This is a genomic window from Streptomyces sp. NPDC000594 (assembly GCF_040299965.1).
In the GTDB taxonomy this organism is placed as follows: Bacteria; Actinomycetota; Actinomycetes; order Streptomycetales; family Streptomycetaceae; genus Streptomyces.
Genome location: NZ_JBEPCY010000023.1, coordinates 63,347 through 88,798, shown reverse-complemented (window position 1 = coordinate 88,798; position 25,452 = coordinate 63,347). Strand labels below are relative to the sequence as shown.

Here is a 25,452-nt window from a genome sequence, read left to right as displayed (position 1 = left end):
CAGACCGCACGAAAGGACTTGAAGACCGGCCATGGCCGACGAGACTTCCACCCCCGCCCCCGCCGAGGAAGAGCAGCAGCAGCGGATCGAGCCCGTCGGGCTCGAAACCGAGATGCAGCGCTCCTACCTCGACTACGCGATGTCCGTCATCGTGTCGCGCGCGCTGCCCGACGTACGGGACGGCCTCAAGCCCGTCCACCGACGGGTGCTGTACGCGATGTACGACGGCGGCTACCGGCCCGAGAAGGGCTTCTACAAGTGCGCCCGTGTCGTCGGTGACGTCATGGGTACGTACCACCCGCACGGCGACACCTCGATCTACGACGCCCTGGTCCGTCTGGCCCAGCCGTGGTCCATGCGGATGCCGCTGGTCGACTCCAACGGAAACTTCGGCTCCCCGGGCAACGACCCCGCCGCCGCCATGCGCTACACCGAGTGCAAGATGGCGCCGCTCTCCATGGAGATGCTGCGGGACATCGACGAGGAGACCGTCGACTTCCAGGACAACTACGACGGCCGGAACCAGGAGCCGACGGTCCTCCCGGCGCGCATCCCCAACCTGCTGGTCAACGGCTCGGCGGGCATCGCGGTCGGTATGGCGACCAATATCCCGCCGCACAATCTGCGCGAGGTCGCGGCCGGTGCCCAGTGGGCGCTGGAGCACCCGGAGGCCACCCACGAGGAGCTGCTGGACGCGCTGGTCGAGCGGATCAAGGGCCCGGACTTCCCGACCGGTGCCCTGGTCGTGGGCCGCAAGGGCATCGAGGAGGCGTACCGCACCGGTCGCGGCTCCATCACCATGCGCGCGGTGGTCGAGGTCGAGGAGATCCAGAACCGCCAGTGCCTGGTCGTCACCGAGCTGCCCTACCAGGTCAACCCGGACAACCTCGCGCAGAAGATCGCCGACCTGGTGAAGGACGCCCGGATCGGCGGGATCGCCGATGTCCGCGACGAGACCTCCTCCCGTACGGGCCAGCGTCTGGTGATCGTCCTCAAGCGGGACGCCGTCGCCAAGGTCGTGCTGAACAACCTCTACAAGCACACCGACCTCCAGACCAACTTCGGCGCCAATATGCTGGCGCTGGTCGACGGGGTGCCGCGCACCCTCTCGCTGGACGCGTTTATCCGCCACTGGGTGACCCATCAGATCGAGGTCATCGTGCGCCGGACCCGCTTCCGGCTGCGGAAGGCGGAGGAGCGGGCGCACATCCTGCGCGGTCTGCTCAAGGCGCTGGACGGTATCGACGAGGTCATCGCGCTCATCCGGCGCAGCGACACCGTCGACATCGCGCGCGCCGGGCTGATGGACCTGCTGACCATCGACGAGATCCAGGCCAACGCCATCCTGGAGATGCAGCTCCGCCGGCTGGCGGCGCTGGAGCGTCAGAAGATCGTCCAGGAGCACGACGAGCTCCAGGCGAAGATCAACGAGTACAACGGGATCCTGGCCTCGCCCGAGAAGCAGCGCCGGATCGTCAGCGACGAGCTGACCGTGATCGTCGACAAGTTCGGCGACGACCGCCGCAGCCAGCTGGTGCCCTTCGACGGTGACATGTCCATCGAGGACCTGATCGCCGAGGAGGACATCGTCGTCACCATCAGCCGGGGCGGCTATGTGAAGCGCACCCGGACGGACGACTACCGCTCGCAGAAGCGCGGCGGCAAGGGCGTCCGGGGGACGAAGCTGAAGTCGGACGACATCGTCGACCACTTCTTTGTCTCCACCACCCACCACTGGCTGCTCTTCTTCACCAATAAGGGCCGGGTGTACCGGGCCAAGGCGTATGAGCTGCCGGACGCGGGCAGGGACGCGCGGGGTCAGCATGTGGCCAATCTGCTGGCCTTCCAGCCGGACGAGCGGATCGCCCAGATCCTCGCGGTACGGGACTACGACGTCGCGCCGTACCTGGTCCTGGCGACCAAGGCCGGTCTGGTGAAGAAGACCTCGCTGAAGGATTACGACTCGCCGCGCTCCGGTGGTGTCATCGCCATCAATCTGCGGGAGACCGAGGCCGGCGGCGACGACGAGCTGATCGGCGCGGAGCTGGTATCGGCCGCCGACGATCTGCTGCTCATCAGCAAGAAGGCCCAGTCGATCCGGTTCACCGCGACGGACGACGCACTGCGCCCGATGGGCCGCGCCACCTCGGGTGTGAAGGGGATGAGTTTCCGCGAAGGGGACGAACTCCTGTCGATGAATGTGGTGCGTCCGGGTACTTTCGTCTTCACCGCCACGGATGGTGGGTACGCGAAGCGAACCGGAGTGGACGAATATCGCGTCCAAGGACGTGGGGGCCTGGGTATCAAGGCCGCCAAGATCGTTGAGGACCGTGGATCGCTGGTCGGCGCGCTGGTGGTGGAGGAGAGCGATGAGATTCTCGCCATCACCCTCGGCGGCGGTGTGATTCGCACGCGAGTCAATGAAGTCAGGGAGACGGGCCGTGACACCATGGGCGTCCAACTGATCAACCTGGGCAAGCGGGACGCCGTTGTCGGCATCGCGCGCAACGCCGAGGCAGGGCGTGAGGCTGAAGAGGTCGATGGGACCGACGAGGCCACAGTGACAGAGGGAACCGACACCGGTACGGCCGTGTCGGCAGGCGAGGGCACGGAGCCCTTGGCCGGGGAGCGCGAGGAGTAGAAGCGTGAGTGGAGCCACGGGCGCCGGTTCGGCCGCTGGAGCGGCTGGAGCAGCTGGAAAGAACGGTGCCCGTGGCCCCGCCGCGGACTCCCAGGGGGTTACGGTGACGGAGACCCGGGGCGGCAAGCCCCCGTACGACCGGACCGGTCCGGGCAAGAAGCCCGAGCAGGCCCGTACGCCGGACGCGGCGGCCCGCAAGGCCGATCCGGTCCGCAGGAACGACACGGCGGGCGGCGGCTCCGTCCGTCCGTCCGAGCCGCTGCGTACGACGACGACGGCCCAGCAGCCCTACCGGCCGCCGCAGGCGTACCAGACGCCTCAGATGCCCCAGGACGACGACGGCCCGGACGGGACGGCGCGCTTCCCGCGCACCGGCGCCCGGACCACCCCGCGCACCCGCAAGGCCCGGCTGCGGGTGGCCAAGGCCGACCCGTGGTCGGTGATGAAGGTCAGCTTCCTGCTCTCGATCGCGCTGGGCATCTGCACGGTGATCGCCGCGGCGGTGCTGTGGATGGTCATGGACGCGATGGGCGTGTTCTCGACGGTCGGCGGCACCATCAGCGAGGCGACCGGCTCCAATGAGAGCAACGGCTTTGACCTCCAGTCGTTCCTCTCGCTGCCCCGGGTGCTGATCTTCACCTCGGTGGTCGCGGTGATCGATGTGGTTCTCGCCACCGCGCTGGCCACCCTCGGTGCCTTCATCTACAACCTCTCCGCCGGCTTTGTGGGCGGTGTGGAGCTGACGCTGGCCGAGGACGAGTAGTCCGGGCCCGGTCCCCGGGGACCGGATTTGGGCGCAGCCCGCCACGTGCGCTAATCTTCAGAGGTCAGCGCGCAGCGCGGCGGGGCTATAGCTCAGTTGGTTAGAGCGCATCCCTGATAAGGATGAGGCCACAGGTTCAAATCCTGTTAGCCCCACCAGTGCAAAAACCCCCAGTCGATCATGACTGGGGGTTTTTGACATCCATGGGTGACATCAGCCGATGAGCGGGTCTTCCAGCAGTTCCGCGAGCATGGCTGCGGCTTCCCTTTCACTGCCGCCCACGACGTGGGTATAGACATCCATGGTCATGCTGATCTGGCTGTGGCGGAGTATCGCCTGAGCGACCTTGGGGTGCACCTTGAGGAAGGCCAGCAGAGTGCCGCAGGTGTGCCGGGCGAGGCGGATCGTGATCCGGCGGACCTTGGAGCGCCTGACGAGGGCGTTGAAGGTCCGGTAGAAGCCCACGGGGTCGGTCAGGCCACCGTGGTCCGCCGAGAAGATCACGTCATGGTCAGGGGCTTGTCCCCAGGCGTCGCCCGCGATCCTCCGTTCCAGCTCTTGCAGCTCCCTGCGCTCCTCCAGGGCGCGGGCACAGAACTCGGGAAGGGGCAAGGCCGCCTGTGAGGACTCGGTTTTCAGATCTTTAAGCACCAGCCCCACCTTGGGTATCCGCTGGACCTGTTTGGTGGGGGTGAACTGGCGGCGGTCGAAGTCGATGTCCTGCCAGCGCAGCCCCATCACCTCACTGCGGCGCAGGCCCAGCACCAGGACCAGGACACAGGCCGCGTAGAACCGGTGGGCCCGGCAGGAACGCAGAAAGGTGATCGCCTCCGGGGCGTCCCACGGCTTGGGCTTCCCCTTGTCGACCTTGGGCATGTCCACGAGGAGGGCGACATTGCGCGTCAGGATCTCCTCCTTGATCGCCCGGTTGAGTGCGTTGCGGAGCGTCCGCAGGATCTCGAAACGGGTGGCCGCCGGTACCTTCTGGCGCTTGAGGGCCGCCATGAAGGTGCGGATCTGGGCGGCGGAGAGCCGGACGAGGGGCTTGGTCCCCAGGCGGGGCCGGAGGTAGAGACGTACCTTCGACTCGTACTTGGCGTAGGTGTTGTGCTCCAGGTTGGGCCGGACGATATGGGTGAGCCAGTAGTCCAGCCACTCCCCGAGCTGCCAGGACCGGGAGGGTACGGGGACGCCGTCGCGCTCCTGCTGCTGAAGCTTGCCCAGCTTCTCGTTGGCCTCGTCCCAGGTCGAGCCGTAGACATACTTGCGGACGCGGTCACCGTCGGTATTGGTGACGTAAGCGGCCCCCTGGTACCGGCCGTCCTTCCGCTGAGTGATCGTGCCACCGCCGTTGGGGCGTCGCTTGGCCATCAGGCGGCACTCCTCAGCTCACCCGCGATGAAGTCCCGTACGGACTGGGCGGGCACCCGGCGGGCACGGCCGACCCGGATGGAGCCCAGGCGGCGGGTGCGGATCAGGTCGTAGACCATCGTCCGGCCGAGTCTGAGTCTGGCCATGACTTCGGGGACGGTCAGCAGTTCGTCGGTCATCCGAGTCCCCTGTCGTCCTCATTCGTACGGGCCTCACGTGCTGCCTCACGACCGGCGTGGAGGTCGCGGTGAATGGTGGCGGCGAGCCAGCTCTCACCGGGGGTGTGGCCGTGTCCGGCGTAGGTCCAGTGGGCGAGGGTGAGGGTGGTGCCCTCCGTGTCGCCGAGGTCTTCGGGGAGTCCTCGTTCACGGCGTTCCTGGCGGGCGCGGTAGTCGGCGCGGGTCTGCCGGAGGGCGCCGAGGGTGGTGGAGTAGCGGGTGCTCTTGGTGGAGAAGTGGCCGCGGAACCCGAGCATGTGGGCCCAGGGCCGGAGCCTGCGGCCGGGGTAGTGGGGGTGGAGATCGAGGCAGGCGGCTATGAGTCGCCGGGTGTGGTCGGGCACGTCCAGGAGGAAGAGCGCCTCATGGTTGCCGACGGGCCGGTCAGGGGTGCCGGTGGTCTCGGCCGCCTTGGTCGCGTACTTGGCGACGTAGGCAGCCACGGCCTGATCGGTCAGCTCACTGCCGTCGTCGGCGGTGGTGATGGGGCGGACATCGACCTGTTCTCCCCAGCGCAGATCGAGGGCGGGAAAAGCGCCGGCCGCCGGGACGGAGACGCGGGCGCGGGCGGCGGCGGCGCGGATCGCGTCGTCCAGGAGACCGGTGGTCGCCCAGGCCGGGGGCGGGGAGTCGGGACCGTCGGCGCCATCGAGTCGGATCACGGCGTGGAAGTGGACCGCCCCGCGCTTCTGGAACTCCGCCACCTTGCCGAAGGAGACCCGTGCCTGAGCGGCGAACGCCTTCTGGGTGCGACCGGTGCGGGCTGCCAGCTCCCGGCGGAGGTAGATGGTGAACCGCCTCCAGAGGTCACCCGCGTGGTTGTTCCACAGCACGGCGCCCTCATAGTCGTACCGGTCGGGGTCCAGCGCCGTGCCCAGGGCGGAGTCGTCCTCCGGGTGCCGGACGCCGCAGCGGCAGGGCCGGAGACCGGGCCGGTTGTGGACAGGGCCGAAGGATGGCGCGGTCAGGGTCGCGAACACCCGGGGGTGGGCCCGTACCCGGTGCGGGGTGCCCTTGGCGGGGTCGCCGGAGAGTCCGGCACGGATCAGGTGGTAGGTGTCCCCGGCGTACGTCCAGGCGCAGGCGGGGCAGCGGGAGGCCCGCCGGTTTCCGCAGGCGATCCGGAGCCGGGCGCCCGGTTCGGCGGCGGTCGAGTAGGTGTGGAGGATCTGCCTGGTGGCCGCGTCGCGGGTGACGGTGGTCCCCTGGAGATGGATCGGGTCGGAGCATCCGCCGGTCCGCTTGATCTGCTCTCGCCAGCGGTCGAAGCCGGGATCCCCGGCCACCCGCAGCGCGTCGCTGAGGGTGGCGGGGGCCGGGCCCGCCGAAAGGGCGGTCGGGGTCACCGGGAGAACCACCCCTTCTTCTGGGGCGTGGACGCGGTGGCGCAGGAGGGGCCGGAGGCCGTGGGCGACTTGGCGGCGGGCGGGCAGGAGAGCGTGCGGTGGGCGTCCTTGATCCGGAGCAGTTCGCTACCCGCGAGCTTGACGCGGTCGATGTCCTCACCATGGTCAGGTCCGTCATCCTGGCCGCGACGGCTGAACAAGCCCATCAGACGGTCACCACCCGGCGAGCGGGGGCGACGGTGCCGGTGCCGTGGCAGGTGGGGCAGGAGACCGGGGTGGTGGGGCGGGTGCTGTCGGCCGGGCGGGGGCCGGTGGTAATGGCGACGACGGGGAAGCCGTCGCAGTCCGGGCAGATCTGCCCCGGCGCGGGGGTGCTGTGCGGCATCATGGGAGTGCCTTTCGGGTCCGTTGGATCAGGAAGGAGTCCAGGCGCCCGGGGCGGCGGAAGTTTGGCGACCGAGGCCGCCCCGGGTGCCGTTCAGAGAGTCGAGGCGGGAGGGGTGTCGTCCATCACGACCCAGCCCCAGGCCCATTCGCTGGCGCCCCGCGCGGCGGGAGTCCAGCCGCTGAGAGGGCTGCCGCTCTTGATGAAGCCGAAGGCCACGGGGGCGCCACTCCCGGGAGCGCTGCTCACGGCGACGCAGTGGAAGTAGCGCCACTCCTCGGGCGGCGTGTAGCCGTCACGGCGGTGGAAGTACGTGGTGCCTGGGGCGAAGAAGTCGGTCATCGGTGTGTCCTTTCGATCGGCGAACGGTGAGGTCAGTGCCGGTCAGCGCTTGCGGGAACGGTTGACGGTGAGGCCGATGCCGCCGGTCGCGGAGAGCACGGCGACAGCAGCGAGCGAGGCCACGTGCAGGGTCACGGCGATCATCAGCACGACCAGGGCGACGCCGCCGGTGATCGCGAGGGTCAGCAGGATCGGCCCGGCGTACGAGCGGGGCGCGGCCTGGACGATGACGACGCGGCGGGGGTCGGTGCCGGGCGGGAGCTGCCGCAGCAGGTAGGCCGGGATGTGACCGGCGTTGATCTGGTTCTCGGGCTGGGCCATGGCAGGTCTCTCCTCAGGCCGTGCACTGGTGGGTACGGGCGGCGAGTTCGGCGGCGGACCGGTTGCGGTAGTCGGCGGAGAAGCCGCACTGCGGCGCGGTGCACGCGGCGGTGTGCCGGTCACGGCCACGGCCGTCGTAGTAGCTGCCGACCTGGACCAGGCCGATGCGGATCACATCGCGGAAGTGGTTGGGACGAGGCATGACGATCTCTCCTCTCAGGTGAGCTGCGCGGCGATGGCTGCGGCCATCGGGGCGGGGACGCCGAGCCGGGTCCGCAAGGTGTCGGTGTCGATCACGAAGCCGGTCCGGGCGCGGTGCTCGGCCGCGATCTTCCGGGCGTGCTCCACCAGAGCCACCGGCACCGCCGGAGCCGGAGCGGCCGGGGGCAGGGCAGGGATGATCTCGGGTTCAGGGGCAGGAGCGAGGGCCTTGGCCGGAGGCTCAGGCTCGGGTTGGACTTCCGGCTGAGGCTCGGGCTCCGGCGCCACGGGATCTTCGATCGGCGCGGGGTCCGGCTCCGGCGAGGGTTCTTCCACCACCGGAGCGGGGGTGTGAGCGAGGAGGGTTCCGCCGAGGAAGGCGAGGGCGGGCCATCCGGCGACGAGGATCCGCAGCCACGCGGGCGGCGAGTCCAGGTCGAGGAGTCCGGCGGTGGCGACGTTCGCGCCGAGGCTGGCGGCGAGCGCGATGAGGAACCAGCACCAGCCGGACGCTTTTGCTGTGCCGGAGCGGAGGCGGCGCCAGGCGGCGACCATCAGAAGATCGACGGAGACGGGATAGGCCCAGGCTTTCCATCCGGTCTGACCAGCAGCGGCGGCAAGGTCGTGCAGATGAGCGAAGGACAGAGCGGCGGCGATCACCGCTTGGATCAGGACCGCGTCCACCTTGGCCTTGATCGATTCGAGCAAGGGGTTCACCTCCTTTCAGGAGGTATGCATGGGGCGGACTCTCACTCGGTCACGGACCGGGCCTTGGCCAGCGTCAGCGCACCGCCCGGGGAATCGGCCAGCACAACCGCAGGGCGGAAGGCGGCGAGCGCGGGAAGGTCCGGGGTGAGGTCCGCGTAGCGCTGGCAGGCGGCGGCGGTTTCGTCCGTGGTGACCTTCGGGGTGCGGATCCGGGACCAGCCGCCGGAGGCGTCCCCGGCGACGGCGAGCCCGGGGCGGTCGGGGCGGATCTGGGTCGCGGCCACCATCGCCTCAGGGGAGATGTCGGAGAGCGCCATCTCAGCGGTCTGCTTGTCGTTGACGCGGTGGCAGACCCGCCCGGTGAGCTGGGCGCGGAGCATGGTGGCCCCTCGGCCGAGTTCGGAGCCGAAGCGCTGGCCGCAGACTTCCAGGTAGATCCCCACGGCGCGGGCCATCTGGGCGAGGCGGATCATCTGCTTCACGATCCGGTCGCGGCGTTCCTCGTCCGCCTTGGCGGAGGTCAGGAACAGCTCCGCCACCTCGTCCACCAGGATCACGATCGGCACCGGCCGGGCGTCGTCAGGCAGCTCCCACAGGTCCGACACCTGATGGAGACTCAGCAGGTCGAACCGGTCCTCCATCTCCCCGACCAGTGCGTCCATCAGCCCGGCGGCGTCCTCCGGAGTGGTCGCGAAGCCGGAGAAACGGGAGGTGAACCGTCCCTGTTCCACGCCTCGCTTGCAATCGATGCCCACCAGCGCCACATCCTGGGAAGCGAGCCCCTTGATCAGGTTCCGCTGGTACATCGACTTCCCGGACTGGTTCGCCCCCAGGGTGAGTGAGTGCGGAACGGCCCGGTAGTCCCGGGTGTAGACGCCGCCGTCCTCCCGCAGCGCCACCGGCACGACCAGCCCCGGACCGGACCTCAGCGGGCGGAGGAGCCTGCGGGGCATCTGCACACGGCGCAGTACGTCGTACCCGGTCATCCGGAGTTCGATGAAGCCGGGCTTGGTCTCCGCCACCGCGACCGAGTAGACGCCGAAGGCGTGCCGGAGCCGGGCCGAGGCCGACACCACGTCGGCAGGCTCAAGACCGGCGGTCAGCCGCAGGGTGACCCGGATCCCGGTCGCGGTGGGCCGTACCCGGTGGACCCGGGGCGCCACCGGGACGACTTCCTGACGCGTCGCCCGCAGCAGCGCCGCCCGAGCCCGGGAGGGCTGCACCGTCAGGCCGCACACGTCCATGGTCGACTGGTAGGTCAGGGAGAACCTGACCCGCGTCACCGGGAGTCCCACCAGGGACCACCACACCCGGGGCGCACGCACCTTGGCGTAGCCGAGGCCGCCCGCAGCCGATAAGACCCCGGCCACCTCTGCCGCCGTCACCAGGTCCGACACGATCAGACCCCCGTCACGACGGACACGGCGCGGAACGAGATCCCGTGGCGCTTCTGGCCGTTGAACTCGCTCTCCCAGTCACGGGCCCGAAGACCGATCACCGAGACCGGCAGGCCGGGCGTCAGCTTCTCCGGGAGCCCCGTCACCGGGACCGTCACCGTGTAGAGGTTCCCCTCGCCGTCGTCGGACACCAGCAGCCCGACCGTAGCCAGATCCGCACCGGTCTCCCGGTCCTTGGCGATCTCACCCGACTGACGGTTCACCAGCTTCGGAACCGGAGCGGTCGCCACGAAGACGACAGCGGTCGAAAGATCGATCTTGAACGAAGGCATAGGTCTCTCCCTGTTCGGGGGCGTGGGCCAAAGATCGCCCAACTGGCTTGAGCCACTTACTGGCTTAAGCCAGTAGGCCACAGGGAGGCGTCGCGGGTCAAGCATCTGGCTTGAGCCAGTTGCTAGACTCGGCGCATGACTCCGTCCGCCCTGTCCCCTCAGCAGCCCCCGAGCAGGCGTATCGCCGAAGAACTCCGTCGTCGGATCGAGAGTGGAGAGCTGCGCAGCGGCGACAAGTTGCCGTCTGAGCGGGTGCTCGCGGAGGAGTACGGCTCCGCCCGGAACACCGCGCGCGAGGCGATTCGTCTGCTCGCCGAACAAGGGCTGGTGACCGCCAAGCACGGCAAGGGCGTCTTCGTGCGCGAACCTCAGCGGCTGTTCCGGTTCGGAAGTGATCGCTACTCGATCAAGAACCGTGAGACCGGACTGACCCCGTTCCGGCTGGAGGCCCAGCGACAGGGCAAGGTCGCACGGATCGATGTCCCGTCGATCGCCCGGGAGAAACCGCCGGCCGATGTGGCCGAGCGCCTAAACGTTCCAGCGGACGAGGAGAGCGTCGTTCACCGGGAGAACCACTACTACGCGGACGACGAGCCCGTACAGATCGTCTCGACCTATCTGCGCTGGGACGAAGCGCGAGACACCTTGCTCATGCAGGCCAAGACGGGCAAGGACGGGATCTACGGCCGCCTTGAGGACCTTGGCCATGTCATGACCAGGGTCCGGGACGAGATCAGCGCTCGGATGCCCACCCCGGCGGAGGCCAGGACACTGAATCTGCTTCCCGGCGTGCCGGTCCTGGAGGTCCTGCACACGAGCCTTGACCAGGAAGGGGTGCCATTCGAGGTCTCACGCTATGTGCACCGCGCCGACAGGACTGGACTGCTGTACGAACTGCCCGTCGAGAAGTGAGGAACAGCCAGGTGAAGCCTTCCGTTGTACGCCGCTTCAACGCAGATGACCTGAGTGGTGCCGCCAAGGCGCTGGTCGAGGTGCATGAGACCGACGGGTACCCGGTGGAGGGCATCGAGGACCCTGACGCGTGGCTCAGTTCCGAGGATGTATTGGCTGCGTGGGTGGCCGAGACTGACGAGGGAATCGCCGGACACGTGTCCGTCATGCGTCCGCATGGCGAGGACGCGGTGTCTCTGTGGATCGAGCAGAGCGGCGACGACGAAGCTCACGTGGCCGTTCTGGCGAGACTGTTCGTGATCAAGGCGGCGCGGGAGCATGCCACGGGCAGACGCCTGATGGAAGCGGCCATGGAGTACGCGCGGGAGAGAGGTCTCCGTCTGGTGCTCGATGTCATGGCGAAGGATGCTGCCGCCATTCGTCTCTACGAGAGGCTCGGGTGGTGCAGGATCGGTGAGGCCACTCATAGCTATGGATCCGGCCAAAGTATTCAGGCCATTTGCTTCGTTGCTCCCGAAGTGTGAGCTGTTACGGGTTTCTCTACTTGTTCAAGGCTCGCTGCGCTCGCTGTCGGCCAACCAGCCGGGGTGTGTGCCCGCTTCCTGCGGCAGGGCCCACGGCCTGAGGAGTGGGCCTCTCTTCCGCCGACGGACCGCCGCGAATCCGGCCTCGTCAGGGGAAACAGGGGGCGTGCGCCGGACCGGAAGCCGGGGGCATCACTCGCTTCCCCACCATCACCTGACTGCCCGGGGTCAGCTCGAAGGCCGCGCACGGCGCGGCGGGCCCTGGCTCCCGGGCCCCGCCCTGCCTACGGCGGCGGGGCCCGGGGCCTGGCCCACCCGGCACCGGCAGCCACGAGATACCAGGTGATCCATGGGCGGGGGAAGGTGCACAGGTGCGGGTCAACGACGCTTTGGTTGCACGCGGGAGGCCGGATTCGCGGCGGTCCGTCGGCGGGAGGCCCGCTCCTGTGGCCGGGGCCCGGTGGCTGGGGCGGTCGGCTCCACGGCTTTAGGCAGCCACCATGGGGCGAGCCTCGAAGATCGGGGCCCACATCGGGCCTTAGCGGGCAGGTCCACGGACTGCCCGAGTCGCCGGAAGCTTACGGGCCCCGATCTCTCGCCCCACGGCAGCTCCCGCCCAAAGCCGCCGAGCCGACCTAGGGTGGTGAAAGTGCCGGCCGCGCGTGGTCCCGTGTGTCAAGCGGGAGAGGTCTCGCTGACATCACCGGCTGACACCAACAGCGGCGGACACCGGCGGTCGAAGGCGGACCCCGGAGGACGGTGGACCCCGGCCGGGCAGGCAGGATGCAGGGCGATCGGGCGTCTGTCGCCGACCTGATAAGGATGAGGCCACAGGTTCAAATCCTGTTAGCCCCACAGTGTCGATCGGCCCGTACGGAATATCCGTACGGGCCGATTCGCATATCCCCCCGGTGGGGGCGGTGCGGGCCCGGGTGGGGGGATACGCAGGTCACCGATCGGTATCGGTCGGTGTGTATAGTCGGGCGGCAGAAGTCCTCATACGTCATACGCCAAGAAAGACGAGGTCGCGCGGTGAAGAAGCTTCTCCTGGTCGCACTGGCCGCCATCGGCGGGCTCCTCGTGTACCGCCAGATCCAGGCGGATCGCGCCGAGCAGGATCTGTGGACGGAGGCGACCGACTCCGTGCCCGCAGGTTCGGGTGTGTGAGACGCACACATATTTTCGGCTGAGCCCCGGCGCCCTGAGCGGTGACCGGGGCTCCGTGCTGTCCGGGGGCGCCCGGGGGTGTGGCGGGGCCTTTGCGAAGTGGGAAGAGGGTGTCCACGGCGGCGGGCGCCCGGGGTGCGCACGGCGCCGGGCGCAGGGCGGTCGGAGCGGGGCGGTCAGGCTTCGACGAGGGCCCAGAACCCCACGGTGAAGCAGACCAGGGCCAGGAGCAGCACCGGGATCACGACTTTGGCGGGCGGGCCCTGGGGGCGGCGGGCCGGGCGGACGGCCGGGGGCCGGGCCGGGGTGAGCGGGGCGGGTACGTGGTATCCCTCGGTGAACGGGACGAGCGCCGAGTGCCCCGGGGGCTGCTCGGGGGCGGAGGAGTACCGGGTCCCCTGGGCCGTGACGGGATGCTGGGGTGTGGGCTCCTGCGGCAGCGGTACGGGCGACGACGGCGGCGTCGGGGGCGGGGCGGCCGGCGGCGCGGGGTGCGGCGGTGGGACGGGTGGGGGCGGCACCGGGAAGCCGCCCGTCGCCGGAGGGTGCGCGGGATAGCTGCCCGGGAGGGCCGGGGTGCCCCCGGTCTCCGGGTGGTGCGGCCCGGCCGGGGCCGGTGGCCTGCCGCCGGTCGGTGTGCCGCCCGAGGGTTCCGGGGTCCCGGGGAGCGGCGGGGGCATCGGTACGGGTGGGTTCGGAGACGGCCGCTGATGGGTACGGGGCGCCGGTACGGAGGGAGCACCCGGGGCGGCCGGAGCACCCGGGGTGCCCGGAGAGCCTGGCGCGCCCGGTGCGGGCCGGGAGGGCGTCCAGGGGCCCGAACCGGTGTCCCCGGCCGTCCCGGCCGCGGCCGAGCGCAGCAGCCCCGTGGAGGGGGTGTGCTCGGGCCCCTCGGGGCCGAACCCGGGCGGCAGTGGACCGAGTTGATCGAATATTTCCACCGGTTCGTCGTCCGGACCGGTCTCGGGCAGCAGCTCCACGGCGGAGGCGAGCGCCTTGCGCGCCCCGGTGGCCGTACGGAACCGGAGGTCGGGGTCGGGCTGGATCAGCCCCGCCAGCACCTGCCACAGCGCTTCCGGGATGCCCTGCGGAGCCCCCGGGGTGCCATGGGCGGTGAAGAAGTCCACCAGGGCCTTGGCGTCGGGCTTCTGGCCCTCCAGCAGATACAGCGCGACCAGGCCGGCGGCGAAGAGATCGGCGGGGAAGTCCGGCTCCGCCCCCTCGACCTGTTCCGGCGCGAAGTAACCGGGGGTCCCCACAACATAGTTGGTCTCGGTCAGCCGGGGCTCGCCCTTGCGCATGGAGATCCCGAAGTCGGACAGCCGCAGATGCGGCCGTCCGGTCCCGGTGGCCTCCATCAGGATGTTCGCCGGCTTGATGTCCCGGTGCACCACGCCCTCGGCGTGCACCGCGGCGAGTCCCGAGAGCAGCTGGTCCAGCAGGGTGCAGACATAGCGGGGCGGCAACGGACCGTAGTCGCCGATGACATGCGCCAGCGATCCGCCGCTCACGAGGTCCATGGTGAAGAGGACCTTGTCGTCGTCGGCCGCCCAGCTGGCCGGGGCGAGGACATGCGGATGGTCGATCCTCAGGGCCTGTTCGCGGACGAAGCGCAGCAGGGTGTGGGCGTCGCTCTGCTGGAGCACCTTGGCCGCGACATAGCGTCGCCGCCGGTGGTCCCAGGCACGCCAGACCGCGCCGACTCCGCCGCGCCCGATCGGGTCGACCAGCTCGTACCGACCGGCGAAGACCTCACCCATGGTGCTGCGTCCGCTCCCCGTTCCCTCATGAGGCTGTGCTCCGCGCGGGGCCGGCCTCGGTCGTCAGCTCTGGTGCGACTCGTAGTGCGCGACCGCGTCGGCGGTACGCCCGGCTCCGTACACCCGCAGGAACTCTGCCAGCTCGGGATGGGTCGGGGCGAGGGAGTTCGCCGCGTCGATGATGTCGCCCGCGGCGGCGACGGACCGCAGCAGGGACTGGATCTTCCGGACGACCCGGCGCACCGTGGGGGCGCCCGAGCTGTTGGTGGTCTGGCTGTTCGCGGTCAGGACCGAACCCCCCTGGGACTTCTTGATCTCCTCCATGCGGTCGGTGGCCTCGACGGCGCTGACGCTGCCGTCGGCCACCTGGCTCGCCAATTCCTGGAGCGCCTGGACCCGTTGGACGACGGCGGGGTTGCCGATCTTGGCCCGCTGGCCGCTCATCAGCTGGGAGAGCATGGGGGCGGAGAGCCCCAGCACCGCGGCGAGCCGGGCCTGGTTGAGCCCGAGATCGTCTATGAGCCGGCGGAACAGCGCGCCCAGGGGCTCCCCGTACCAGCTGCGCTGTAGTTCACGGGCTCTTGCGGTCGTCTCCTGCTGAGCGGCGTCCATGCGCGTCTCCCCATCGCTTCCCCAAGCGGGCTTCGCTGCTGCGAACCACGACGAGCATCTTACGGAGCGTGGTCGCCCACCGGGAGACCTCAATACGGGGGAGGAGGCCTGGGAATGCCGGTCACCACGGGTGCCCGGCCCGCCGGGCCCGCCCGGAAGCCTCCCTTCGGGTGACGGTACGGGATCGCCTCGAACAGCCTGTACGGACCGCCCGGCCGGCTCGTACGGACCGCGTGGCCGACCCGTACGGGCCGCGCGGCGGTACGGGCCCCGCGCGACCCGTCCCCGGCGGGCCGGGGGGCGCCCCGGGGCGGGGGTGGCGGCCGGTGTTTGGAGGAACACCGGGAACACCCGGTACTCTGTTGTGCGGCGGTGGCCGGGACGATCGGGTCCCTGGTCGCAGCCGTCCCTCGGGGCCTTAGCTCAGTTGGTAGAGCGCTGTCTTTGCATGGCAGATGTCAGGGGTTCGACTCCCCTAGGCTCCACTGATGAAAGCCCCTCTGACCTGCGGATACGTGGTTCAGAGGGGCTTTTTTCGATGGTCGCGTGCCACCGCGCCCGCGCCGCCCGTCAGGCGCGCAGTTCGATCACCGTGATCTCCGGGTCGGCACCGATCCGTACCGGCGGGCCGAAGAAGCCGGCGCCGTTGGTGACGTACAGCTGGGTGTTGTCGACCTTCCCGAGGCCGGAGACGACGGGGTTGGCGAGCTTGGTCAGCTCCGTGAGCGGGAACATCTGCCCGCCGTGGGTATGGCCCGACAGCTGGAGGTCGACCCCGTGCCGGGCGGCCTCCTCGATCATCACCGGCTGGTGGGCCATGAGGACGACCGGGCGGTCGGTGTCCCGCCCGCCGAGGGCCCGGTCGTAGTCCGGCCCGCGCCCGTGCTCGGCGGCGGACAGGTCCTCGACCCCGGCCAGATCGAGTACGGCGCCGTGGTGGCGGATCTCCCTCCGTTCGTTGAGGAGCGTGGTGACCCCGAGGCCGTGCAGCTCATCGACCCATGCCTCGGCGCCGTCGAACATGTATTCGTGGTTGCCCGTCACGAAGAAGGCGCCGTGTGTCGATTCCAGATGACGCAGCGGACGGGCGGCGGGAGCCAGTTCGGAGGGTGTTCCGTCCGCCAGGTCGCCGACGACCGTGACGATGTCGGCCTCCAGTGCGTTGATCATCCGGACGATGCGCTCGGTGTGGGCGCGGCCCAGCAGCGGACCGAGGTGCAGGTCGCTGACGACCGCGATCCGCAGCCCGGAGAGCGGCCGCGCCAGTCCGGCGATACGGATGGGCACCCGCTTGACCACCGGGTCGCCGAGGGCCGTCAGCATGCCGAACCCGGTGGTGGTGACGGCGATCCCGCCCGCGGTGAGGGCGGCCGCGCGGCTCAGGAAGAGACGCCGGTCCGGACGCGCCGGCGGGGGAGTCGCGGGCGGGGCAACGCCGGGTGCGGGAGTCGCGGGGGCGGGGGCCGCCGGCGTGGGCACCGGGCCGTTCCGTCGCCGTGCGAGCGACCGGATCCCGAGGACCGCCCGCGGGACCTCCATCACCAGCAGCGCCAGGATCAGATACAGCAGCACCCCCAGCCAGACATACCCCGCCCAGGCCAGCGGCCGTCCCGTGGCCGGGCCCAGCGCCGGGACGAGGACGCGCGGGGCGGCCGCGAGCACCGCCGAGGCGACCATCGCGATGGCGCCCACCCGCCGGGCGGTGCCGCCCGGCCGGGTGGTGTCGCGCACCAGCCTGACCCACAGCCAGCGGTGGACCAGGACGGAGGCCACGACGATGAGCAGGTTCACCAGGGGCGGAAGCATCTACTTCGCCCCGATCGGGTCCCGGCGGGGCGTCCCGGCGGCGGGTGCCTCACTGATGCCGTACCGGGTGTGCAGACGGCGCAGCGGGGCCGGTGCCCACCAGTTGGCCCGGCCCGCGAGCCCCATGAAGGCGGGGACGAGGAGGGTACGGATCAGCAGGGCGTCGACCAGGACGGCCAGCGCCATGCCGATGCCCAGCTCCTTCAGGAAGACCACCCCGCCGGTGGCGTAGGTCGCGAAGGTGAGGGCGAGGATCGCGGCGGCCGATGTGACGAGCGGGGCGCTGCGCTGGATGCCTTCGGCGACCGCGCTCGTGTTGTCCCCGGTCCGGTCGTACGCCTCCTTGATCCTGGCCATGATGAAGACCTCGTAGTCCATGGACAGCCCGTAGGCGACGCAGAACATCAGGATGGGGATGCTCGGCTCGACGCGGCCGCTCGCGGTGAAGCCGAGGAGACCGGAGAGATTGCCGTCCTGGAAGATCCAGACGAGTACGCCGAACATCACGCCGAGGCTGAGGATGTTGGCGATCGTGGCCTTCAGCGGAATGAGCAGGCTGCCCGTCATCAGGAAGAGGATGGCGAAGGTGACCAGCAGGATCAGGGCGACGACGAACGGCAGACGGTCGAGGAGCGCCTCGCGGAAGTCCGTCATCGCGGCGGGGAATCCGCCCACCCGCACCTCGGGGTACGGGGTGTCCACCGCGCGTACCCGCTCGACGAACCGTGCCATGTCGCCGGCCAGCGCCTCCTGGTCGGGGACGACGGTGAGACGGGTGTGCCCACCGGCCTCGAAGCGGCCGGGGTCGGACGTCGCGCCCACCCGGTCGCCGTCGCGGTACGTGCCGCTCCCGGTGTCCACCTGGAAGACGCCGGGGAGCCGCGACAGCCGTTCCGCGTACTCCGGGCCGGAGGCGTCCGCCGCCACCGCGCCGGTGGTGACGATCTGTAGCGCGTCGGTCTCCTCGGCCGCGAAGCCGGTACGGATCTCCTCCTGCACGATGCGGCTGGAGGCGCTCGCGGGAAGCACGCGCTCGTCGGGCAGGCCGAACCGGGCGCCGAGGGCGGGCGCGGCCAGGGCGAGCAGGGCGATCAGTACGGGAAGGCCGTAGCGGAGCGGTCCGCGCAGGACCCTCAGGGTGTGGCGGTACCAGCGGCCGGTCTCCACGGCGGCCTCGGTCCGGCCCGGCCGCAGGGTGCGCCGGCCGACGGCGGCCAGTGCGGCGGGCAGCAGGACGACCGCGCCGAACACCGCTGACCCGACCACCGCGATCCCGGCCCATGCGAAGGACCGGAGGAACGGGAAGGGGAAGAGGAAGAGTGCCGCCAGCGAGGCGGCGACCGTGAGGCCACTGAACAGGACGGTGCGACCGGCGCCCGCGACGGTACGGACGACTGCCGCGTGCCGGTCCGCGACGGTACGGACGACTGCCGCGTGCCGGTCCGCGTCGGTACGGACGGCCGCCGCGTGCCGCTCCGCGTCGGTAGCGCCCGGAGTGGCGGCCATCTCCTCACGGAAGCGGGAGATGATGAACAGGCTGTAGTCCAGTCCGAGCCCCAGGCCCAGGACGAGTGCCAGGTTGGCGGCGAAGGTGGAGACCTCGGTGAACGCGGTGACCCCGCGGAGTATGGCGAGCGTGGCCAGTACCGAGAAGAAGCCGACGCCGAGTGTCAGCCCCGCGGCGGACCAGCGGCGGTAGACCCACAGGAGCAGCAGGAGCACGGCGGGGACGACGATGGCCTCCGCGCGGAGGAAGTCCCGCCGGGTCTCCTCGCCGACCTGGCGGAAGACCTCGTCCTGGCCGCCGGGGCGCACGGTGAGAAGCTCGGTCTCCCGGGTGAAATCAGGGGTGATGGTGGCCAGTTCGGCCCGTACCGCGGTGGCCGATCCCCGGAGCCAGGCCACCACGAGCGCCTGCGAGCGGTCCTCGCTGACCAGGGCGCTGTTCTCGCCGCGTGACCAGTAGGAGCCGACCGTGTCGACGCCCTCGCGTCCGGCCAGGTCGTCGGCCAGCCTCCGGCCCTCGGCGGCCACCGCGGGGTCGTCGACCGTCCCGCCGTCCTTGGCGGTGACCAGGAGGACGTAGTTCGGGGAGCCGTCCTCGAACTCCTGGCGCAGGATCTGTTCCGCGGTGCCCGACTCGGAGCCCGGTGTCTCGAAGCGGGACAGCGACAGGGCGTTCTGGGCCCCCGCGCCGAATGCCGCGGCGAGCAGGAAGAGGACCGCGCCCGCGATCAGGACGGTGCGCCGCCGGGCCACGGCGAGGGCGCCGAGCCGGTGGAGCGTGGACGGTGTGGCTGACATGGGACGAACTCCCTGGGGATCGGGGTGGGGGAAGGCGTGAGGGCTCCGTTCGGTCGACGATGACCGTCGCCGCTGACCACTCGCTGGAAGATCCGCTGAAGCCCGCCGGGTCCCTGCTCGCCCGGCCCCCGTCCGCTCGGGCTCCGCTCGCCCGGTCCCTGCCTGCCCGCCCGGTCGCCGCCCCGTCCCCGCCGCCCCGTCCCCGCCGCCCCGTCCCCGTCCGCCCGGGCCCCGCCGGTCCGGCGGACCACCGCTCATCACCCGGAGATGGGACCGGCCGGCGGCTTACGCTCTCCTCACCGGCGCCGGGAGGGACATGCTCGACTCAGCTGTGCGTTTCGAAGTGATGGGCTCGCTGCGGGCGTCGGCCGGCGACCGATCACTGCCGCTCGGACCGCCCCGCCGGCGCGCGGTGCTGGTGGCCCTGCTGCTCGGCGGCCCGCGTCCCGTTCCCGCCGACCGGATCATCGCGATGGTCTGGGGCGACGACGCGCCGGCCCACGCCCTCAATCTCGTCCAGAAGTACGTCTCGGGACTGCGGCGCTGCCTTCCCGCCTCCCTGCCCCTCACCCACTCCGAGGCCGGCTACGCACTCGGTACGCCGGGCGGGTTCGCCTGCGATCTCCTGGAGTTCGAGGAGCTGTTCGCCTCCGCCCGTGCCCTGAGCGGGTCGGGCCGGACCGCGGACGCCGCCGAGACCCTGGCCAGGGCGGTCGCCCTGGTCCGCGGCCCGCTCGCCGAGGGAACCGAGGGCCGCGGTATCGAACTGGAGCGGGATCGATTCCAGGAGCGCCTGCTGTCCGCCCGGGAGGAGCTGTACGCCCTGGAGGTCTCGCTGGGGCGGGGGGAGCGCCACCTGCCCGAACTGGTGCGCCTCATCGGCGAGCACCCGCTCCGGGAGCGCCCGCACGCCCTGCTGATGCGGACGCTCGCCGACAGCGGCCGGCAGGTGGAGGCCCTCCACGCCTACGCGCGGATCCGCGACCGGCTGGTCGAGGAGTACGGCATCGAGCCGGGCGCCGGGCTGAGGGAGGCGCACCGGTTCGTCCTGAACGCGGTGCCTCCGGCGGAACGGCCACCGGAAGCACCCCCCGTACCGCACCAATTACCGAACGCGGTACGGGACTTCACCGGACGTACGGCGGAGATCGCGCGGGTCACGGACCGGCTGCGCTCCGGAGGGATGCCCGTCGTCTGTGTGGAGGGCACCGCGGGGATCGGCAAGACCGCGCTGGCCGTGCACTGCGCCCACCGGGTCGCCGACGACTTCCCCGACGGCCGGCTCTTCATCGACCTGAGGGGCTTCGACCGGCTCGGCGCGGCCGACCCGTCCGAGGTCCTCGGCTCGTTCCTGCGCGCGCTGGGGGTGGCCGCCCAGCACGTCCCCACGGATGTCCTTGAGCGCGGTACGCGGTTCCGCTCGCTCCTCGCCACCCGCCGGGTGCTCATCGTCCTGGACAACGCGGCCGACGCCCATCACGTACGGCATCTGCTTCCCGGCGCGCCGGGCTGCGCCGTCCTCGTCACCAGCCGCCGCGCCCTGGTCAGCCTGGCGGTGCACGAGGACGCGCACCGCGTCGTGCTGCCCGTGCTGAGTCCCGGCGAGTCGGCGGAGCTGCTGAGAAGCGCGCTGGGCGGTACGCGGCCCCTGGGGAGGAAGCAGGATCCCGCGGTCGCCGAGATCTCCCGGCTCTGCGGCCATCTCCCGCTGGCCCTGCGGGTGGTGGCGGCCGGGTCCGCGGTCGCACCGCACTTCGACCTCTCCTCCGTGGCCAGGGAACTCGCGGCGGCCGGACCACTGGCCGGAGCCTCCGTGGCGGACGACGAGCGGGCGTCCGTGGGTGCCTCGCTCGACCTGTCCTACCAGCGGCTCGACGACCGGGGCCGACGGGCCCTGCGCCTGCTCGGCCTTCTCCCGGGCCCCGATCTGACCCCTGCGGCCGCGGCCGCCCTGACCGGCGTGGACGAGGGCGCCGTCCGCCCCGCCCTCAGCGCCCTCACCGCCGCGAATCTCCTGGTCCAGCACGCCCCCGGCCGCTTCCGCTTCCCGCACGACCTGCTCCGCGAGTACGCCTGGAACCGGGCCGGCGACGAGGAGCCGGCCGCCTCCCGGCAGGACGCGCTGAACCGGCTCATGGGCTGGTACACCCAGGTCGCGACCGTCCTCGACGGGCGTGTCGGCCGGATCCACGTGGTGGGACAGGAGTCCCGTACCGCCGAGTACGCGCCGGTCTCGGCGGAGGACGCGGAGGCCGAACTGCGCAACCTCGCCGCAGCGGTGGAGCACACCGCCGAGCACGGCCCGTACGCCGCCGCCTGGACGCTCGCGGGGATGCTGCGGGAGACCTGCAAGCGCCGGTCGCGGGTGCCCGAGTGGCTCGCCGTCGCACGGGCCGGGCTGCGGGCCGCGCAGCGGGGCGCGAACCCCCGCGCGGAGGCCGAGCTGTCCCTCAGCCTTGTCGACGCCTCCCTCACCGCCGGTCTCGTCGATGCCGCCGAGCGGCATGTCCGGCGCGCCCGCCACCTCAGCGAGGCGCACGACTGGCCGGATCTGCTGGCCGCCTCCCGTGAGCAGCTGGGGCGTGCCCGCTGGACCACCGGTGCGCTGGACGAGGCGCGCCGGCATCTGACGGAGTCCGTCCGGCTCCACTCGGCGGGCCCCGACCATCTGCGGACCGCCCTCGCCTACGGTGCGCTCGGCCGGGTCGAGCTGGACGCCGGGGCTCCCGGCGCCGCCCGCCGGCTTTACCTCCGCTGTCTGCGGTTGGGCCGCTCGCGGGCCCACCGGGGGGTCGAGGCGATGGCCCTCGTCGAGCTGGGCCTGGTCCATGAGGCGCTCGGCGACCCGCGCACCGCCGCGCTCTCCCTCGAAGCCGGGCTCGCGCTCAGCGGGGGCGACCGTGCGCTCCAGCGTTCGGAGGCGCTCTCCCGGTCCTATCTGGGTGCCCTGCGGGCGAGGGCGGGCGACCGCGTGGCCGCACGCGCCTTGTGCCTGGCCGGTATCAGGGCCGCGGAGGAGCTCGGCGACCTCTGGGCCCAGGCGGAGTGCCGCAACGCGGCAGGGCGCGCGATGTCCGCACTCGGTTTCCCCCACGAGGCCGCGGAGCACCACCGCGAGGCCCTGCGCATCGCCCGCGGTCTCCGCTTCCACCGGGCCGAACAGCACGCCCTGGCGGGCCTTCGCACCGTCGGCGCCGAACCCCTCGTGGTCGGGTGACGGCTCGTGCACACGACGGAGGGGCGCCGGAAGGCGTCCCGGTGGGTCATCGGGGGAGGGTCGCGGCGCGCGGGGTTTCCCCGTTTCCTACTTGTTTGACACAATGGCCGTATGTCCGAGACGACGTACAGCATCGGTGAGGGGCCCGCGACCCGGGTCAGTCTCTCTCTGCCGGAGGGGACCGCGGAGGCGATCCGTGCGAGGGTCGGCAAGCGGGAGTTCTCCGCGTTCATCGCGGCGGCTGTCGAGCGGGAGCTGCGGGGGCAGGTGCTGGACGAGTACCTGGCCGACTACGAGAGCCGTCAGGGGCCGGTGTCCGAGCGGGCGAGGCAGCGGGCGCGGCAGGTGTTCGACGAGGTGTTCACGGAGGAAGACCAGTGGCCCGCCGCAAGCTGAGCCATGAGGGGACGCTCGTCCTGGACGGTGAGGGGCTCTCCGGGCTGCTCGCCGATGACGAGACCGTGGTGGCGCTGGTCGCGGAGGCGCGGTCCCGGGGGATGGAGGTGGTGATCTGCGCGCTCACCATCATCGAGGCCGTGCACGCCCGTACCGACAAGGCCCGGCTGGGTTGGCTGCTGTCCGGACTGCGGGTGATCCCGGTGGGTGACGAGGAGGCGAGGGCCGCGTCGGCGCTGCTGATGGGGGCGGGGCTGCACGGCCACAAGTACGCCATCGATGCGGCCGTGGCCGAGGCCGCCCTGAGGCAGCAGCGTCCGGTGGTCATGCTGACCTCGGATGTCGATGACATGACCAAGCTCTGCGGTGAACGGGTCCGGCTCGTTTCCGTGTGACCCGCTCCCGCCGGGTGCCCCGGGGGTCAGCCGGCCGCCGCGGGGGTCGAGGTGTCGATCGCCAGGGAGAGGGCGAGGGCGAGGAGGACCGTGCCCATCGCATAGCGCTGGACCGTGAGCCAGGTGGGGCGGCGGGCGAGGAAGACGGCGATGGTGCCGGCGGCCAGCACGATGGCCAGGTTGACCCCGACGCTCACCACGATCTGGGCGGCGCCGAGGACGAAGCCCTGGAAGAGGACATGGCCCGCGTCCAGGTCGACGAATTGCGGGATGAGCGAGATGTACATGATGGCGATCTTGGGGTTGAGCAGATTGGTCATCAGCCCCATGGTGAACAGCTTGCGCGGGGAGTCGTGCGGGACGTCCTGGGGGGAGAAGACATCGACCCCGCCGGGCTTCAGGGCGTTCCAGGCGAGATGGGCGAGGTACGCGGCGCCCGCCAGCTTGAGGGCGACATACAGCTCGGGGACGGCGATGAAGATCACCGAGAGGCCCAGATTGGCGGCCAGGAGGTAGATCATGAAGCCCAGGGCGACCCCGCCCAGCGAGATGACACCGGCGCGACGGCCCTGGGTGATGCTGCGGGAGACGAGATAGATCATGTTCGGGCCCGGTGTGAGCACCATGCCCAGGGCGACCGTCACCACACCGGCGAACGCGCTCGTCTCGATCATGTGCACCCCTGTTCTCTGTGGTGGTGCGGGCCGGTTCCCGTCGGAAGGTGATGGTCGGTCAACCTCGGTGCGAAGGAGGGGAATCGATGAGTTCATCGGAGCAATTTCGAGTCTAGAACCCTTACGTGACTCGGGGCAATATGTAATATTGCCCTCGGTGCAATCCAGGGGACAAGGAGAGCGGTTCATGGGGGACTACCGGCTGGTCGCCGACACCGTGGCGGCCGACATCGGAGCGGGGCGGCTGCGCCCGGGGGACCGGCTGCCCACCCAGCGGGACTTCGCCCGCCGCCACGGCATCGCCAACTCCACCGCCACCCGCGTCTACCAGGAACTCGCCCGCCGCGGCCTCACCGTCGGCGAGGTCGGCCGGGGCACCTTCGTCCGCGCGGCCGGGGACGACATCGCGGCGCCGCTGCTCACCGAACCGGCCCGCACCCGGGTCGACCTGGAGCTGAACTACCCGGTCGTCCCCGAACAGGCCCGGCTCCTCGGCGCCGGTCTCGCCGGGCTGCTGCGGCCCGACGCCCTGGCGGGCACGCTGCGCCCGGTCGGCGCGGCCGGCACCCCCGCAGCCCGCGAGGCCGCGGCCGGGCTGCTGGCGCGCGGGGGCTGGCGACCCGACCCCCACCGGGTGCTCTTCGCCGGGAACGGCCGTCAGGCGATCTCCGCCGTGGTCACCGCCCTGGTCCCGCCCGGCTCCCGGCTCGGGGTCGAGGAACTGACCTATCCCGTGCTCAAGTCCATCGCCGCCCGGCTGGGGATCACCCTGGTCCCCCTCGCCATGGACGACGAGGGAATGCTCCCCGAAGCCGTGGAGGAGGCCCACCGGGCCGCTCCGCTCCGGGCGGTCTATGTCCAGCCGACCCTGCACAACCCGCTCTCGCTCACCATGTCCGCCGAGCGGATGACCCGGCTCGCCGCCACCGTCCGCCGGATCGGCGTCCAGGTGATCGAGGACGCCGTCTGGTCCTTCCTCCGGGACGACGTCCCGCCCCTCGCCGCCCTCGCGCCCGAGCGGACCCTGCTGGTCGACAGCCTCTCCAAGCGGATCGCCCCGGGGCTCACCCTCGGCTTCGCGGTGGTGCCCCCGGAGCTGACCGACCGGGTCGCCGCCGCACTGCGCTCGGGCGGTTGGACGCCCATGCGGTTCGCCCTGGAGGCCGCGACCCGGTGGCAGCACGAGGGCGTCGTGACGGAGCTGGTCCGGGCCAAGCGGCGGGACGCCGCCGTACGGCAGGGGATCGCCCGGCGCCATCTCGGGGAGTTCGCGGTACGGACCGATCCGCACTCGTACTCCTGCTGGTGGGAGCTGCCCCGCCCGTGGCGCGCGGACACCTTTGTCGCCGCGGCGGCGCGGCACGGGATCGGGGTGGCTCCGGCGGCCGCGTTCTCGGTCGGGCGCAGCCGCACCCCCGACGCCATCCGGCTGGGGCTCGCATCGCCCACCGCCGAGGTGCTGGGGCAGGCGCTCGACACCCTCGCGGCCCTGGCCCGCTCCGCCCCGGACGACCTGGTCACCGACTGAGACGCCCCCGCGCAGCCACCACCCTCGGCTCGCCGGGGGTGACGACCTGCCGGAACCCGGCCCCGGTACACCGGGCCCTGGCACCGGTACACCCGGGGTTGCGGTACGGGGCAGTACACCCGGGGTTGCGGT

25 protein-coding genes and 2 tRNA genes are annotated in these 25,452 nt (G+C 71.2%); 11 read left to right on the top strand and 16 right to left on the bottom strand.

The genetic code is table 11. The annotated features are described in order from the left end of the window. Positions 1-31: 31 nt before the first annotated feature. The 3 genes from gyrA to ABT354_RS26545 all read left to right on the top strand — a co-directional run bounded on the left by gyrA (position 32) and on the right by ABT354_RS26545 (position 3,562). Entirely contained in the window at positions 32-2,641 is a 2,610-nt protein-coding gene (gyrA, locus tag ABT354_RS26555) for a DNA gyrase subunit A (RefSeq protein ID WP_351498169.1), read from the top strand. 4 nt (positions 2,642-2,645) lie between these two features. Beyond that, the gene (locus ABT354_RS26550) at positions 2,646-3,404 is read left to right on the top strand and encodes a DUF3566 domain-containing protein (RefSeq protein WP_351498167.1); all 759 of its coding nucleotides are present in this window, start codon (positions 2,646-2,648) and stop codon (positions 3,402-3,404) included. Positions 3,405-3,485: 81 nt separating this feature from the next. Beyond that, positions 3,486-3,562 (top strand) — tRNA-Ile (locus ABT354_RS26545). A gap of 55 nt (positions 3,563-3,617) precedes the next feature. On the opposite strand, the gene ABT354_RS26540 is transcribed toward ABT354_RS26545, so the two are convergent. The 11 genes from ABT354_RS26540 to ABT354_RS26490 form a co-directional block, all read right to left on the bottom strand. Next, complete coding sequence (locus tag ABT354_RS26540) at positions 3,618-4,775, bottom strand: site-specific integrase (RefSeq protein WP_351498165.1); 1,158 nt, start codon at positions 4,773-4,775, stop codon at positions 3,618-3,620. Continuing rightward, positions 4,775-4,954 (bottom strand): helix-turn-helix domain-containing protein, encoded by a 180-nt coding sequence (locus ABT354_RS26535; protein WP_351498163.1) that lies wholly within the window; start codon positions 4,952-4,954, stop codon positions 4,775-4,777. The genes ABT354_RS26540 and ABT354_RS26535 overlap by 1 nt, the downstream gene beginning before the upstream one ends. Further along, on the bottom strand, positions 4,951-6,339 hold the full coding sequence (gene repSA / locus ABT354_RS26530; protein WP_351498161.1) for a replication initiator protein RepSA: 1,389 nt from the start codon (positions 6,337-6,339) through the stop codon (positions 4,951-4,953). Before repSA ends, ABT354_RS26535 begins: the two co-directional genes overlap by 4 nt. Beyond that, a complete protein-coding gene (locus tag ABT354_RS26525; RefSeq protein ID WP_351498159.1) occupies positions 6,336-6,545 on the bottom strand; it encodes a hypothetical protein in 210 nt (69 codons plus the stop codon). The genes repSA and ABT354_RS26525 overlap by 4 nt, the downstream gene beginning before the upstream one ends. Next, the gene (locus ABT354_RS26520; protein ID WP_351498157.1) at positions 6,545-6,727 is read right to left on the bottom strand and encodes a hypothetical protein; all 183 of its coding nucleotides are present in this window, start codon (positions 6,725-6,727) and stop codon (positions 6,545-6,547) included. The genes ABT354_RS26525 and ABT354_RS26520 overlap by 1 nt, the downstream gene beginning before the upstream one ends. 90 nt (positions 6,728-6,817) lie before the next feature. After that, a complete protein-coding gene (locus ABT354_RS26515; RefSeq protein WP_351498155.1) occupies positions 6,818-7,066 on the bottom strand; it encodes a hypothetical protein in 249 nt (82 codons plus the stop codon). 42 nt (positions 7,067-7,108) lie between these two features. Then, positions 7,109-7,387: a hypothetical protein gene (locus ABT354_RS26510; RefSeq protein WP_351498153.1), complete on the bottom strand. Its 279-nt coding sequence runs from the start codon at positions 7,385-7,387 to the stop codon at positions 7,109-7,111. 13 nt (positions 7,388-7,400) lie between these two features. Continuing rightward, entirely contained in the window at positions 7,401-7,589 is a 189-nt protein-coding gene (locus ABT354_RS26505) for a mobile element transfer protein (protein WP_351498151.1), read from the bottom strand. A 14-nt stretch (positions 7,590-7,603) separates the two neighbouring features. After that, positions 7,604-8,296: a DUF2637 domain-containing protein gene (locus ABT354_RS26500; RefSeq protein ID WP_351498149.1), complete on the bottom strand. Its 693-nt coding sequence runs from the start codon at positions 8,294-8,296 to the stop codon at positions 7,604-7,606. 41 nt (positions 8,297-8,337) lie between these two features. Then, positions 8,338-9,693: an FtsK/SpoIIIE domain-containing protein gene (locus tag ABT354_RS26495; RefSeq protein WP_351498147.1), complete on the bottom strand. Its 1,356-nt coding sequence runs from the start codon at positions 9,691-9,693 to the stop codon at positions 8,338-8,340. Positions 9,694-9,695: 2 nt separating this feature from the next. Further along, complete coding sequence (locus ABT354_RS26490; RefSeq protein ID WP_351498145.1) at positions 9,696-10,025, bottom strand: SCO3933 family regulatory protein; 330 nt, start codon at positions 10,023-10,025, stop codon at positions 9,696-9,698. Positions 10,026-10,160: 135 nt separating this feature from the next. Here ABT354_RS26490 and ABT354_RS26485 point away from each other — a divergent pair, with 135 nt between their 5' ends. The 3 genes from ABT354_RS26485 to ABT354_RS26475 all read left to right on the top strand — a co-directional run bounded on the left by ABT354_RS26485 (position 10,161) and on the right by ABT354_RS26475 (position 12,628). Further along, positions 10,161-10,937 (top strand): GntR family transcriptional regulator, encoded by a 777-nt coding sequence (locus ABT354_RS26485; protein ID WP_351498143.1) that lies wholly within the window; start codon positions 10,161-10,163, stop codon positions 10,935-10,937. Between the two features lie 11 nt (positions 10,938-10,948). Beyond that, positions 10,949-11,461, top strand: coding sequence for a GNAT family N-acetyltransferase (locus tag ABT354_RS26480; protein ID WP_351498141.1), 513 nt, complete (start codon positions 10,949-10,951; stop codon positions 11,459-11,461). Between the two features lie 1,032 nt (positions 11,462-12,493). After that, a complete protein-coding gene (locus ABT354_RS26475) occupies positions 12,494-12,628 on the top strand; it encodes a DLW-39 family protein (RefSeq protein ID WP_003958712.1) in 135 nt (44 codons plus the stop codon). Between the two features lie 176 nt (positions 12,629-12,804). Here ABT354_RS26475 and ABT354_RS26470 read toward each other — a convergent pair whose 3' ends face one another. Both ABT354_RS26470 and ABT354_RS26465 read right to left on the bottom strand, forming a co-directional pair. Continuing rightward, positions 12,805-14,388 carry a serine/threonine-protein kinase gene (locus tag ABT354_RS26470; protein WP_351498139.1) on the bottom strand — a complete coding sequence of 528 codons (1,584 nt, stop codon included), beginning with the start codon at positions 14,386-14,388 and terminating at the stop codon, positions 12,805-12,807. 63 nt (positions 14,389-14,451) lie between these two features. Next, the gene (locus tag ABT354_RS26465; protein WP_351498137.1) at positions 14,452-15,000 is read right to left on the bottom strand and encodes a helix-turn-helix domain-containing protein; all 549 of its coding nucleotides are present in this window, start codon (positions 14,998-15,000) and stop codon (positions 14,452-14,454) included. Positions 15,001-15,412: 412 nt separating this feature from the next. Between ABT354_RS26465 and ABT354_RS26460 the strand changes: the two genes are divergently transcribed. Next, positions 15,413-15,485 (top strand) — tRNA-Ala (locus ABT354_RS26460). An 85-nt stretch (positions 15,486-15,570) separates the two neighbouring features. On the opposite strand, the gene ABT354_RS26455 is transcribed toward ABT354_RS26460, so the two are convergent. Then, entirely contained in the window at positions 15,571-16,791 is a 1,221-nt protein-coding gene (locus tag ABT354_RS26455; RefSeq protein WP_351498135.1) for a metallophosphoesterase, read from the bottom strand. A 15-nt stretch (positions 16,792-16,806) separates the two neighbouring features. Then, entirely contained in the window at positions 16,807-19,110 is a 2,304-nt protein-coding gene (locus ABT354_RS26450; RefSeq protein WP_351498133.1) for an MMPL family transporter, read from the bottom strand. Positions 19,111-19,426: 316 nt separating this feature from the next. On the opposite strand from ABT354_RS26450, the gene ABT354_RS26445 reads away from it, so the two are divergent. The 3 genes from ABT354_RS26445 (at position 19,427) to ABT354_RS26435 (ending at position 23,118) form a co-directional block, all read left to right on the top strand. Continuing rightward, entirely contained in the window at positions 19,427-22,327 is a 2,901-nt protein-coding gene (locus tag ABT354_RS26445; protein ID WP_351498131.1) for an AfsR/SARP family transcriptional regulator, read from the top strand. Between the two features lie 111 nt (positions 22,328-22,438). After that, positions 22,439-22,723 (top strand): hypothetical protein, encoded by a 285-nt coding sequence (locus ABT354_RS26440; protein WP_351498129.1) that lies wholly within the window; start codon positions 22,439-22,441, stop codon positions 22,721-22,723. Next, on the top strand, positions 22,705-23,118 hold the full coding sequence (locus ABT354_RS26435) for a DNA-binding protein (protein WP_351498127.1): 414 nt from the start codon (positions 22,705-22,707) through the stop codon (positions 23,116-23,118). The genes ABT354_RS26440 and ABT354_RS26435 overlap by 19 nt, the downstream gene beginning before the upstream one ends. Positions 23,119-23,144: 26 nt before the next feature. Here ABT354_RS26435 and ABT354_RS26430 read toward each other — a convergent pair whose 3' ends face one another. After that, a complete protein-coding gene (locus ABT354_RS26430) occupies positions 23,145-23,792 on the bottom strand; it encodes a LysE family translocator (protein WP_351498125.1) in 648 nt (215 codons plus the stop codon). A gap of 187 nt (positions 23,793-23,979) precedes the next feature. Between ABT354_RS26430 and ABT354_RS26425 the strand changes: the two genes are divergently transcribed. Beyond that, positions 23,980-25,320 carry an aminotransferase-like domain-containing protein gene (locus ABT354_RS26425; RefSeq protein WP_351498123.1) on the top strand — a complete coding sequence of 447 codons (1,341 nt, stop codon included), beginning with the start codon at positions 23,980-23,982 and terminating at the stop codon, positions 25,318-25,320. Positions 25,321-25,452 lie beyond the last annotated feature (132 nt).

Coding starts and splice junctions, on each gene's coding strand:
- ABT354_RS26535 (WP_351498163.1), bottom strand. CDS start 4,954: ATGACCGACGAACTGCTGACCGTCCCCGAAGTCATGGCCAGACTCAGA.
- ABT354_RS26425 (WP_351498123.1), top strand. CDS start 23,980: ATGGGGGACTACCGGCTGGTCGCCGACACCGTGGCGGCCGACATCGGA.
- ABT354_RS26510 (WP_351498153.1), bottom strand. CDS start 7,387: ATGGCCCAGCCCGAGAACCAGATCAACGCCGGTCACATCCCGGCCTAC.
- gyrA (WP_351498169.1), top strand. CDS start 32: ATGGCCGACGAGACTTCCACCCCCGCCCCCGCCGAGGAAGAGCAGCAG.
- ABT354_RS26515 (WP_351498155.1), bottom strand. CDS start 7,066: ATGACCGACTTCTTCGCCCCAGGCACCACGTACTTCCACCGCCGTGAC.
- ABT354_RS26450 (WP_351498133.1), bottom strand. CDS start 19,110: ATGTCAGCCACACCGTCCACGCTCCACCGGCTCGGCGCCCTCGCCGTG.
- ABT354_RS26525 (WP_351498159.1), bottom strand. CDS start 6,545: ATGGGCTTGTTCAGCCGTCGCGGCCAGGATGACGGACCTGACCATGGT.
- ABT354_RS26445 (WP_351498131.1), top strand. CDS start 19,427: ATGCTCGACTCAGCTGTGCGTTTCGAAGTGATGGGCTCGCTGCGGGCG.
- ABT354_RS26430 (WP_351498125.1), bottom strand. CDS start 23,792: ATGATCGAGACGAGCGCGTTCGCCGGTGTGGTGACGGTCGCCCTGGGC.
- ABT354_RS26505 (WP_351498151.1), bottom strand. CDS start 7,589: ATGCCTCGTCCCAACCACTTCCGCGATGTGATCCGCATCGGCCTGGTC.
- ABT354_RS26490 (WP_351498145.1), bottom strand. CDS start 10,025: ATGCCTTCGTTCAAGATCGATCTTTCGACCGCTGTCGTCTTCGTGGCG.
- ABT354_RS26520 (WP_351498157.1), bottom strand. CDS start 6,727: ATGATGCCGCACAGCACCCCCGCGCCGGGGCAGATCTGCCCGGACTGC.
- ABT354_RS26485 (WP_351498143.1), top strand. CDS start 10,161: ATGACTCCGTCCGCCCTGTCCCCTCAGCAGCCCCCGAGCAGGCGTATC.
- ABT354_RS26440 (WP_351498129.1), top strand. CDS start 22,439: ATGTCCGAGACGACGTACAGCATCGGTGAGGGGCCCGCGACCCGGGTC.
- ABT354_RS26465 (WP_351498137.1), bottom strand. CDS start 15,000: ATGGACGCCGCTCAGCAGGAGACGACCGCAAGAGCCCGTGAACTACAG.
- ABT354_RS26540 (WP_351498165.1), bottom strand. CDS start 4,775: ATGGCCAAGCGACGCCCCAACGGCGGTGGCACGATCACTCAGCGGAAG.
- ABT354_RS26470 (WP_351498139.1), bottom strand. CDS start 14,388: ATGGGTGAGGTCTTCGCCGGTCGGTACGAGCTGGTCGACCCGATCGGG.